The 11,551-nt window shown below is 74.7% G+C and carries 8 protein-coding genes; 4 read left to right on the top strand and 4 right to left on the bottom strand.

All coding sequences use genetic code 11. The annotated features are described in order from the left end of the window. Positions 1-37 precede the first annotated feature (37 nt). Complete coding sequence (locus J2S55_RS19570) at positions 38-328, top strand: DUF2530 domain-containing protein (protein WP_306862944.1); 291 nt, start codon at positions 38-40, stop codon at positions 326-328. Positions 329-671: 343 nt separating this feature from the next. On the opposite strand, the gene J2S55_RS19565 is transcribed toward J2S55_RS19570, so the two are convergent. Then, a complete protein-coding gene (locus J2S55_RS19565) occupies positions 672-3,758 on the bottom strand; it encodes a sacsin N-terminal ATP-binding-like domain-containing protein (protein ID WP_306862941.1) in 3,087 nt (1,028 codons plus the stop codon). A gap of 94 nt (positions 3,759-3,852) precedes the next feature. After that, complete coding sequence (locus tag J2S55_RS19560; RefSeq protein ID WP_306862938.1) at positions 3,853-4,671, bottom strand: DUF3027 domain-containing protein; 819 nt, start codon at positions 4,669-4,671, stop codon at positions 3,853-3,855. A 411-nt stretch (positions 4,672-5,082) separates the two neighbouring features. On the opposite strand from J2S55_RS19560, the gene J2S55_RS19555 reads away from it, so the two are divergent. After that, the gene (locus tag J2S55_RS19555; RefSeq protein WP_306862935.1) at positions 5,083-6,654 is read left to right on the top strand and encodes an MFS transporter; all 1,572 of its coding nucleotides are present in this window, start codon (positions 5,083-5,085) and stop codon (positions 6,652-6,654) included. Between the two features lie 42 nt (positions 6,655-6,696). Here J2S55_RS19555 and J2S55_RS19550 read toward each other — a convergent pair whose 3' ends face one another. After that, positions 6,697-7,095: a cold-shock protein gene (locus tag J2S55_RS19550; protein ID WP_031169890.1), complete on the bottom strand. Its 399-nt coding sequence runs from the start codon at positions 7,093-7,095 to the stop codon at positions 6,697-6,699. Positions 7,096-7,223: 128 nt separating this feature from the next. Next, entirely contained in the window at positions 7,224-7,853 is a 630-nt protein-coding gene (locus J2S55_RS19545) for an HAD family hydrolase (RefSeq protein ID WP_306862932.1), read from the bottom strand. 227 nt (positions 7,854-8,080) lie between these two features. Between J2S55_RS19545 and J2S55_RS19540 the strand changes: the two genes are divergently transcribed. Next, on the top strand, positions 8,081-8,704 hold the full coding sequence (locus J2S55_RS19540) for a TetR/AcrR family transcriptional regulator (RefSeq protein WP_306862930.1): 624 nt from the start codon (positions 8,081-8,083) through the stop codon (positions 8,702-8,704). Between the two features lie 306 nt (positions 8,705-9,010). Next, positions 9,011-11,377, top strand: coding sequence for a helicase-associated domain-containing protein (locus tag J2S55_RS19535; protein WP_306862927.1), 2,367 nt, complete (start codon positions 9,011-9,013; stop codon positions 11,375-11,377). Positions 11,378-11,551: the final 174 nt, after the last annotated feature.

Here is an 11,551-nt window from a genome sequence, read left to right as displayed (position 1 = left end):
TGCGGGTAGTGAGGGCCCGTCGCCTAGGCTGGATCGTGTGAACCTGCCTAGCCGTCCGGATCTCCGGCCGTTGAAGACCAACGACACGGCCACGATCCTCGCGGGCACGTGCCTGTGGGCGGTGGCCCTGGCCGTGCTCTTGATCGTGCAGCCGGACCCTGGGCACCGCTGGTGGATCTGGACCTGCGTGTCGGGCATCTGCGGCGGCCTGTTCGGCCTGTGGTATGTCCGGCGCCGCGACCGCAGGGCCCCGCCGCCCGCCGCCGAGGAGCAGGTCGAGCCCGCGACGGCGATCCCGCCCATCTCCCCCACGCCGCCGACCCCCTGACCCGGCGGGAACCGCGCCCCCTGACCACCCGGGAACCGCGCCCCCTGACCACCCGGGAGCCGCCCCCCTGACCACCCGGGAGCCGCCCCACAAGGCACGGACGAGAGCCCCCTGGCCACCGCGAGAGCCGGCCCACCGGACACAGCGGGCTCCCTGGCCAACGCCGGAGCCGACTCACCGGACACGGGCGAGAGCCACCCCCGGGCACGGCGGGAGAGGGACACCCGCCCCGTCTCCCACACCCGGGCCGCCGCCCTCTGACCCGCATCCGGGCCGCCCTGTGACCCGCACCGGCCGCGAGGAGCGCGGCCGCGGCCGGGTGACACCGCTCCGCCGGCGGGACTCAGCCGGTCGAGGCGGTCCAGCTGTCCAGGTCGGCCTCGGCCAGCAGCAGGGGCACCGCGGCCGGGTCGCGCAGCAGCGCCGCGGCCGCCAGCCGGTCGCCCCACTGACCCGACGCCCACGCGAGCCCGCGGGCCAGGCCCTCCACGCCCGCGGCGTGCACCGCGCCCTCGAAGAACCGCCAGGCGGCGGGGACGCCGTCCACGAGTAGCTTCTCGTGCTCCACGTAGGTGGTGGGCGCGCCCGGCAGCAGTGAGCGCACGGCGGGTGGGACCTCGCGGACCGTGCCCGTGGAGGTCACCTCGCCGGTGGCCTCCTCCCCGGCCAGCGGCAGGTCGAGCAGCTCCGACAGCGCCTCGGCCAGGTCGAACGGGGCCAGGACCAGCGGCCGGTCCGCGACCAGCGGGAGCAGGTCGGGCGCCTCGACCACGACCGGCTCGCCCGCCTCGCCCCCGGTCCCGCCGGACAGCAGGCGGCCGTCCTCGACGTCGGCGACGACGATCTCGCCGTCGAGGACGGCGCGGACCGCGCGGGGCGGCGCGACGCGGGCGGGGGCGACGGCGGCCAGCGCCACCCACAGGGCCCGGAGCTGGGCGCGGTCCACCTCGATCGAGGGGTCGGCGAGCAGTTCGAGGAGCTCGTCGGGGCCGCCGTGCGAGGCGAGGAGGTCGGGCAGCGTGGTCCGGACGCCGATCATCGCCAGCGCGGCCTCGTCGAGGCCCGCGGGGGCCTCGCCGTACAGGCCGAACAGCAGCGGGTCGCCGGCCGGGAGCCGCAGCTCGGTGGGGCGCCTGCCACCCAGCACCGGATGGGTGGACAGCCACCAGGCGGTGTAGGAGGGCACCTCCACGACCTCGCCCGCGACCAGGACCCGCAGCGGGTGCAGGACCGAGCGGAGCGGCGGGCGCGACAGCAGGGCGAGCGCCGCGGGCCAGTCGGCGACGTATTCCAGGTCGCGGATCGCCGAGAACTCCCTGGCGATCGGCGGGACGTCCATCTCGGGCAGCAGGTCGAGGACGGCCTCCAGCCACTCGTCCTCACGGTCGAGGTCGTGGTCGCACTCGTCCGGGTCGATCATGACGTCGGCGTCGTTCACCACGGCGAAGCCGTCGAGCACCCCGACCGCGGCCAGCACCCGCGGGCCGTACTGCTCCACCAGCTCAGGCGCGGCCGTACCGAAGTGCGTCTCCTGGTCCAGCAGCCCGGCCAGCGCCCCGTCGGCCAGGAGCAGCTCACCGGCCGGGTAGAGCTCGCCGTCGGCGCCGCGCAGCGCCAGCTCGGCCAGCCACGGAGCCTCGCCGGCGGCCAGCCCGGCTGCCTCCACCAGCGCGAGGACCGCCTGGGCCACCGGCTCCGCGTCGGGGCTGTCGAGGGACTGCGCGACCGCGGCGCGGGTCAGCGGATCCTCCAGGACCGTGCGGGGCGTCGCCTCGCCCGCGCCGAGCCGCAGCAGCAGCGGGTGGGCGGCGTCGCGGTGGACGACGCGCAGCCCCAGCGGGGCGAGCACGGCCAGGTCCAGCGTGGAGCCGTCGCTCAGCAGCAGCGTGCCGCGCGGCCCCCGGACCAGGCGGCCGTCGGCCAGCGGCACCGGCAGGGCGCCGAGCGACTCGGGGTCGTCGGCGGGCAGCACCTCATACAGCGACCGCCACCAGGCCGGGTCCCTGTCCTCGACGGCGTCGCCGGAGAGCATGTCCACGACGTCGGCGAGCTGCACCCGCCGGACGCCGAGCGTGGTGATCGCCGGGTGCCGGGACGGCCACCCCGCGGGCAGCAGGCCGGGCACCATGCCGGCGATCTTCTCCAGCATCTCGGCCGGGCCCGCGACCGCGGACGCCTGCCGGCCCGCCACGACCAGGTCCCCGCCGTCGGCGGGCAGGCCCTCGCCGTCAGCCGGCGGGGAGAGGGCGGGCAGCAGCGGGACGTCGGGGAGCCGGCGCAGGATCGCCCGGCGGATCTGGGCGTCGAGCTCGCCCTTGCCCATCAGCCCGGGGACGAGATCGAGCAGCTTGGGCGTGCGGGGCAGCCCCGTGAGCAGTTCGAGGTAGGCGTCGGCGGCCCGCTCGACCAGGAAGTCGGTCAGCGGCCCCATGGCCACGTGCCGCCGGTCGGTGGCCATCGGGAAGGAGGCGATCAGCAGCGCGGGCAGGTCCAGCGGCTCGTCGCTCGGCGTCGGGGCGTGCACCACGGGCGGCACCCGCGCGGGCAGCGGCCGGGGCTCGCCCTCCTGCGCACCGTCGTGGAGGGCCTGCCCGGCGCCGCCGGCGGCCCCGTCGACCGGGACCGCCCAGCGGACCAGCCAGTAGGGCCGGGCCCGCTCCTCGGTCGGCCGGTCGGCGAACAGCTCGGCCACCTGCTCCGGGGTGAACCCGCCGGAGGCCGACACCACCCGCCAGCCGTCCGGCAGGACCGTGCGGACCTCGCCGTCCACGTCGATCTCGATCGACTCGAGAGCGGGCAGGCCGAGCAGCAGCGCGGGCCCGGCCTCCGCCAGCATCCGCCGGACCGCGTCCTCGGCCGCCCTGTCGCGCAGCGGCAGCCGTACGAGCGTGTCGAACCCGCCGGGCACCTCCACCGGGCCGGCGGGGAACGGCAGGCGCAGCAGCGGCACGTGCCGGCCGCGCTCGGACAGCTCCTTGGCCAGCGTGGGCTCGGCGGCCACCAGGGCCGTGGTCTGGTCACGCGACCAGCGGACGACCCCGGAGCCGAGCGAGCCGATCACCGGCTCGTCGGTGACCGACACCACGGCCGCGAAACCGACGCCGAACCGGCCGGCCATGCCGGATTCGTCCCGCTTGTTGGAGACGCGCAGCGTGGACAGGCTCTCGATCCCGGCCGCGTCCAGCGGGGCGCCGGTGTTGGCGGCCGACAGCACGCCCTCGCGCAGCGACAGCCGGAGCCGGCCGGGCACCCCCGCCCGGAGCGCGGCGTCGGCGGCGTTCTGGGCCAGCTCGACGATCAGCCGGTCGCGGTAGCCGCCGAGCGCGAAGTCCTCCTCGGCGTTGGCGTCCTCGCGGAAACGCGCGGGTGAGGCCGTCCATGCCGTCAGCACGGCGGAACGCAGTCGGTCGGTGCCGAAGATGTCAGTCACAGCGATGAGTCCAAAGGTCGAAGGGCCCGCAGGTCACGTCGCGCGGCAGCCGCCGGGCCGGGGAGCCCGGCGGCGTGCGAGGAACAGCGTCAGATCAGGAGTGGCCCAGCGGTTCGGCGTCGGCGTCGTCCACGGAACCGGTCAGGTCGGGCTCCGCGGACTCCTCGGTGAGATGGTCGTAGGCGAGATCGTCGAGGATCGGCGAGGTGGGCTCGACCTGGTGCGGCAGCACGGCCGCCTCGGAGTGCGCGCCGCAGCCGTGGTCGGCGGCGACCACGCGCCCGTCGTCGGGGGCGTACTCGTTCGTGCAGACACCGAAGCCGGCCCCCAGCACACCGGCCAGCGGCCAGTAGAAGCCGCAGGTCGAGCACTGGGCGGGGGCGGCGTGCGCGAGCGGGGTGTGCGGGCCGGACTCACCGGAGTGCCAGCGCCGCACGACACGGTCGCGGCCGATCGGGGAGAGCACCCGGGCCCGGCCGAGGCCGTACTCGAAGATCATTTGACGGTCGGCGTCGTCGGCGGTCTCGGTGTAGCCGGGCGCCAGCCGGTCGTCGTCGGCGGCGGTCGGCAGCAGGTCGCCCACCCCGAGGTCGCCGGGGCGCAGCCGCTCGCTCCACGGCACCCACTCCGGGGGCAGCAGCGCCCCGGCGCCGGGCAGGAGCACGACCTCGCTGACCGTCACGTTGCGCGCCCGGGAGGCCCGGGCGACGGTGACGGCCCAGCGCCACCCCCGGTAGGCGCGGTCGAGACAGGCGAAGAAGTGGGTGACGACACGCTCGCCCTCGCCCTCGACTCCGAGGTGTTCGCCCACCTCGTCGGGCCTGACGTTCTCCTCGATGGCGGAGCGGGCCAGGTCGACGGCGGCGACGCACGCCGGGTCGAGCGGCGCGGTGCGGGATCGAGTACGGCTCACGAGTCCTCCTCCGTCGGCCTCGCAACCCGACGGCCGCTGTGCTCTCTGGCTCGCTCGCTGCGCTGACTCACAGTTCATTCTCACCTATGCCCGGAGCGTACTGCACCGGTATCGCCCTACCACGCCGCCCCGGCGCACCGGGCAACCGGCCCGTCACCGGGGTCGCGGGGCGCGGACCCCGATTTTAGCGGGGCGGAAAAAACTCCTCGGCCCCTCCTCCCGCCCACCTGACGTGGCAGGCGCCCGTGGAGCCGGGACGGGAGCGGAGCGGGCCCGGCCCGCACGGGCGATACCGGTGGGACGGGAGCGCCACGATGTGAAGGGCGGGGTCCCCGAGCCCCAGCCATGGGGATGAGTCAATCGGGTAAGACTGGATGCGTGGCAAATGGGTGGGAACGGGCACGGAAGACAGTGGGCGAGACCTCACGTCTGATCGGCCGTTCGGCCGCCGGGGCGGGACGGGCCACCGCGCGCGCGGGCAGGAGCACGGGGCGGGCGACCGTGCGGGCCGGCCGCGGCGCGGCGAGCGGGACGCGGCGGCTCGGCAGGGCCGCGCGGCGGCTGACCCACGCCCAGGGGGCGGGCCGCACGGGGCTGGGCCAGTTGATCGAGCTGACCGCGACGCAGAGCGCCGGCGACGCGCTGGTCACCGCGGCCCTGGCCGGGACGCTGTTCAAGCTCCCGGTGAACGAGGCCCGCGGTCAGGTCGCCCTCTACCTGCTGATCACGATGATCCCCTTCGTGGTGGTCGCGCCGTTCGTCGGCCCGGTCCTCGACCGGTTCCGCGCGGGCCGGCGCTTCGTGATGGCGGGCACCCTGTTCGGGCGCGGTCTGCTCTGCTTCGCGATGGCGGCGGCGATCGTCCCGGACGACGTGCTCACCATCTTCCCCGCCGCGCTGGCCGTGCTGGTGCTGTCGAAGGCCTACAGCGTCTCGCGCGCGGCGATCACGCCGAACGTGCTGCCCGCCGACATCTCACTGGTCACCGCCAATGCCAGGACGGCCCTGTTCTCCCTGGTCACGGCCGGTGTCGCGATCCCGGTCGGGGCGGGCGTGAGCGCCTGGCTGGGCGCCGAGTGGGTGCTGCGCGGCGCGACGGCGGTCTTCCTGCTCCAGGGGGTCCTGGCCGTACGGCTGCCGCGTCACGTCGACTCCCCCGACCTGGAGGAGCTGGAGGAGGAGGGTGAGCGGCCGCCTCGCTGGCGCACCCTGCTCAACGTGGGCCCGGTGGTCGCCGAGGCGATGAAGGCCAACGTGGCCATCCGCCTCTACTCCGGGTTCCTGCTGTTCTACCTGCTCTTCCTCGTGCAGGACGGGAAGCTGCCCGGACTGGCCCCCACGGTCACGATCGGCGTGCTGGCCGTGGCGGCCGGAGCCGGCGGCCTGGCCGGGACCGCCGTGGCCTCCTGGGTGCGCAGCCGCTCCCCGCAGCTCATCGTGCTGTTCACCCTCGCGCTGTCGGCCGTGACCACGGTGGTCGCGGCGATCGTGTTCAACCTGTGGAGCGTGGTGGCCGTCGCCTTGGTCTCCGCGTTCGCCCAGGGGCTGGGCAAGCTCGCCCTGGACGCGATCGTGCAGCGTGAGATCGGCGAGGAGGTGCGCTCGTCCACCTTCGGCGTGGTGGAGGCGTTCCTGCAGGTCGCCTGGGTGCTCGGCGGGCTGGCCGGCCTGCTGCTGTCGCTGTTCGCCGACGGGCCGGCCGGACTCGCGGTGATGGCCGCGGCGCTGGGGGGCTCGCTCGGCTGGCTGCTGGTACGGCGGCGCGCGGTGGCCCGCGCGAGGGACGCCCGGGTCGAGGCCGCCCGGACCGCCGCCTCCGACGGCTCCGGCGACCCCGAGGATCCGGCCGACCTCGACGGGCGCTCCCCGGCTCCCCGGGAGCGGCACCGGCCGGAGCCGGCGGGGACGACCACCGCGGTCGTGCGGCGCGAGGACCCCCCGACGGAGCGGCGGACCAAGCCGCTGACCAACCCCCACGGCTAGCCGCGGGGGTCGCTCACCTGCTGTCCGGGCCTGCCGTCAGGATCAGTCGTCCAGGTCGTCCGCCACGGCGCGGAGCACGGCGGCGATCTTCTTGGCGTGCACGGCCTCGGGGTGCTTGCCCTTCTGATAAGAGGTGGAGACCGCGTCCAGGAGCTTGATCAGGTCCTCCACGATGACGACCATCTCGTCGGGCTTCTTGCGCTTGCCCTTCGGCTTGGCGGCCTTGGCCAACGTGGGGGGCTGGTCGATCACGCGGACCGAGAGCGCCTGCTGGCCGCGGCGTCCCTCGGCGACGCCGAACTCGACCTTCTGGCCCGGCTTGAGGGAGTCCACGCCACCGGGCAGCGCGGAAGAATGCACGAAGACCTCACCGCCGTCGTCGCGGGTGAGGAAGCCGAAACCCTTGTCGGCGTCGTACCACTTGACCTTGCCACTCGGCACAGGGGTGACCTCGTTCAGACTGTCGTGAAAAGGAATGGATGTAGATTATGCCCAGCGGAGGCCGAGGGCGACCGTCTAAACGGCTTTGAATTACACCAGTGCTAATCAGACTGCTAATCGGGACTGAATTACACGAGCGCGGCGGGCGTCCGCCAGCCGTCGAACCACTCGGCGAACTCGGTCAGGTCGCCGAGCACCGCGTCGGCCCCGTAATCGCGGAGCTCTCCCGCCGGGTAGCCACCGGTCGCCACCGCCACGCTGACGGCGCCCGCCGCCCGTGCCGCCTCGATGTCGCCGACGTGATCGCCGACATAGGCCACCGCCCCGAACTCCGCCAGGGCCGGGCCCTTGGCGGCGCCGAAGACCGCTCCGGCGATCTCGTCCACCTCCAGGCCGAGGAACTCGACCGTCCTGGTCGCGTCGAAGGTGTTCTTGCCCGTCACCACGATGACCCGGCCGCCGGCCCGCCGTACGGCCGCCACGGCCTGGCGCGCGCCCGGCATGAGGGTGGTGACCGGGACGGCGATCGAGGGATACAGCGACCGGTAGAGGGCGGCGGCCGCGGGGATCTCCTCCTGGGGCAGCCAGTTGGCCAGCTCCCACTCCAGCGGCGGCCCCAGCCTGGCCACCACGGCGGCGCTGTCGATGGGCACGCCGAGACGGAGCGCCACCTCGTCGAAGACGGCGGCGATGCCGGCCCGCGTGTCCGCGAGCGTCAAGTCCAGGTCGAACCCCACCGAGCTCATTCGGTCGATCACCGCTCCTCATCCCTCCGCGTTCCTCCGCGGAGTCCCGCCCCGCCGGCCTCTCGAAGCATGCCAAATCTCGGGGAACAGAGGTAATCCTGTGCCGCCGTACGGGTGGCGCCCGCCCGGGGCTCGCTCTGCCACGGACCCGGCCCGGCCCGGCGCGGGCCCGGCCCGGCGCGCCGAGAGCCGACATGTCCGGCACTGGATAGGGTCATGGGGGAGGTATCGGCAGAGAAATGACCAGATCGACGCGCGAGCGGATCATCGACGAAGCCCTGCGCCTGTTCGCCGAACGAGGCTACGCGGCGACCTCGGTGGCGGAGATCGAGGCCGCCTCCGGGCTGTCCCCCGGCGCCGGCGGGCTCTACCGGCACTTCAAGTCCAAATACGAGGTGCTGGCGGCGGCGGTGAACGAGCACGCCGCCCGGACCCGGGCCCAGATCGCCGAGACCCTGACCGAGATGAGCGCCGTCGACCCCTCGGTCGACATCGAGGAGCGCCTGGCGCACCTGTGCAAGGCCGGGCTGGCCAAGGTCCGCGAGGAGAGCGAGCTGACGCGCGTCTTCTTCCGCGACCTGAGCCAGTTCCCCGAACTGGTGGCGATCGTCCGCGAGGGGTTGCTGCAGCCCATGTTCGACGCGATCACCACGTGGTTCCGCGCCCAGCCCGAATACGCCGGGGCCGACCTCGACTGGCCCGGGATCGGCGCGGTGCTCGGCGGCGCGGTGGTCCACTACCGGCTCTTCCAGGAGACCGTCGGCGAGCCCCCCGGACGCGCCGAGCGCGACCGTTTCGTCAGCTCCTGGGTACGGCTGGCACTCGGCCTGCTGCCGCGCCCGGCCGTCCAGGCGATCGGCTGAAGCCGGTCCGGCCGGACCGCGGAGAGCCGTGCGGTCGGACCATGGAGATCGGACCATGGAGAGCCGTGCGGCCGGACCGCGGAGAGCTATGCATCCGGACCATGGAGATCGGACCATGGAGAGCCGTACGGCCGGACCGCGGAGGAGCCCGCCCCGGCCTGCCCCGTTCCGGGCCTCGGGAGGGTCCCCCACCAGCGCCCACGGGGGACCCCGTGGTGATCACCTGGGGCCCCGCGCGGCCTACCGCCCGGGAACGGGTTTTCCCCGGGCCCCGCTCTGTCGGTAAGGCCTCCTACCATTGACGGAATGAGCACGGAGTTCACCGAGTGGCTGCGCGGCCGGAGCGATGACCAGTTACGGGCTCTCGTCGCCGTGCGACCCGAGCTCATCACCCCGGTCCCGGCGCACCTCGAAGGGCTGGCCGGGCGGGCGAGCAGCCCGTCGGCGATCGGCCGCGTGCTCGACAGGCTCGACCTGTTCACGCTGTCGGTCATCGAGACGCTGGCCGTGCTCCCGTCGCCCCTCGCCTACCGGACGCTGCGCTCCCAGACGGCCCGCGCGCTGCGGGCGGGGGCGGAGCCGGCGCTCCCGGCCGCGCTCAAGGAGACGGTCGAACGGCTGCGGACCCTGGCCCTGGTCTACGGTCCCGACAAGGCGCTGGCCCCGGCCCCCGGCGTGCGCGAGGTCCTGGAGGCGCCCGCGGGGCTCGGCCCGCCGGCGACGGAGGTGTTCAGGCACCACCCCGCCGAGCGCCTGGCCGAGCTGGTCCACGACATCGGCGGCGACGGCGCCACCAAGGAGGCCCTCGCCGATCTGCTCGGCGACCCCGAGGTCGTCGGACGGCTGATCCAGGACGTCTCGCCGCAGGCCCGGTCCGCGCTCAACGAGCTGGCCTGGGGGCCCGCCAGCGGCCGGGTGCCCAACGCGCGCCGGGAGGTCCGGACCGCCACCGCCCAGTCGCCGATCGAGCAGCTGCTCTCGCGCGCCCTGCTCGGCGCCACCGGCGAGGAGACCGTCGTCCTGCCCCGCGAGGTCGGCCTGTTCCTGCGCGGCGGCCGGATCCACCAGGACCTCTCCCCGGTCCCGCCCGCGCTCGACGGCACCGTCCGCGACCAGGGGCTCGCCGGCCGCACGGCCGCGGGACAGGCGTTCACCTTCACCCGCGCGGTGGAGGAGCTGTGCGAGCGGTGGAGCGTCGACCCGCCCGGCGTGCTCCGCAGCGGCGGCCTGGCCGTACGCGACCTGAAGCGGGCCGCGGTCCTGCTCGACGTCCCCGAGTGGGTCGCCGGGCTGATCGTCGAAGTGGCCCACGCGGCCGGGCTGGTGGCCGCCAGCGGCGCGGTGGACGGCGACTGGCTGCCCACCCCGGCCTATGACGGCTGGCGGGTCAAGGGCACCGAGGACCGCTGGACGGTGCTGGCCACGACCTGGCTCACCATGGACCGGGTGCCGGGAGTCATCGGCGAACGCGACGAGCGCGACCGGCTGCTCAACGCCCTCCACCCCGACCTGCGCCGCTCGGCCGCCGCCGAGGTCCGCACCACCACCCTGGGCATGCTCGCCGTCGCCGGTCCCGGCCTGGCGCCCACCTCAGAGTCGGTGCGTGAGCGGCTGGCCTGGGAGCAGCCCCGCCGCCGCGGCGGCCACCGCGACCAGCTCGTGGAGTTCACGCTGCGCGAGGCCGAGCAGATCGGGGTCACCGGCCTCGGCGCGATCGTCGACCACGGCCGCGCCCTGCTGCCCGGCGGCGACCGCGCGCTGTCGGCGGGCCAGATCCTGGCCCCGCTGCTGCCGGAGCCGCTCGACCACGTGCTCCTCCAGGCCGACCTGACCGCCGTCGCCCCCGGCCCGCTCACCAGCGACCTGCGGCGGTGGCTGGGGCTGGCGGCCGAGGTGGAGTCCACCGGCGGCGCGACGGTCTACCGCTTCGACGAGCGCTCGATCCGGCGGGCGCTCGACGCGGGGCAGAGCGCCGACGAGATGCTGGCCATGCTGGAGCGACACTCCGCCACGCCCGTCCCGCAGCCACTCAGCTACCTGGTCACGGATGTGGCCCGCCGGCACGGCCGGATGCGCGTCGGCACGGCGAGCGCCTACGTGCGCTGCGACGACCCCTCACTGTTGGATGAGGTGATGGCCGACAGGCGGGCCCTCCCGCTGCGGCTGCGCCGGCTCGCCCCCACCGTGATCGCCTCCAAGACGTCCCGGCCGACGCTGGTCGACTCACTGCGCGCGATGGGCTACGCCCCGGCCGCCGAGTCACTGGACGGCGACGTGATCATCACCCAGCTCGACGTCCGCCGGACCGACGGTCAGCCCATCATCCGCTCCTCGGCCACGTTCAACGGCCTGGAGGCCGAGGTCGTGGCGGCGGCCGTCCGTGCCGTCCGCGCCGGCGACGCCGCGTATCAGGCGCGCCGCGCCCCGGTGGACGCCCCCTCCGGCCAGGTGCCCCGCTCCCCCGCGACCGCCACCATCGTCGCGCTGCGCGAGGCCATCCGGCAGGGCTCCCAGGTCTGGATCGGCTACCTCGACTCCCAGGGCAACGCCACCAGCCGGATCCTCGAACCCGCCCGGATGGAGGGCGGCTATCTCACCGCCTACGACGAGACCCGGGCGGCGGTGCACCGCTTCGCCCTGCACCGCATCACCGGCATCGCCGACATCAACTGAGGGGAGCCCCACACACGCGGATCCTCGGCCTCAACCGCGCACGCGGAGGGCTCCGTCGCCCGCCGGGACGCGGGGATTCCCCCGCGGTCCGGTCCCGCCGGATACGGCTGTGACACACGGCACAAGCCCCATATCGTGATATTTCTTGATGTTCCCGGCTCAACACGAAGCGAG

The sequence above is a fragment of the Streptosporangium brasiliense genome (assembly GCF_030811595.1).
Lineage (GTDB): Bacteria > Actinomycetota > Actinomycetes > Streptosporangiales > Streptosporangiaceae > Streptosporangium > Streptosporangium brasiliense.
Note: the sequence above shows the minus strand (reverse complement) of the source record. Positions and strands in the feature narration are given on the sequence as shown.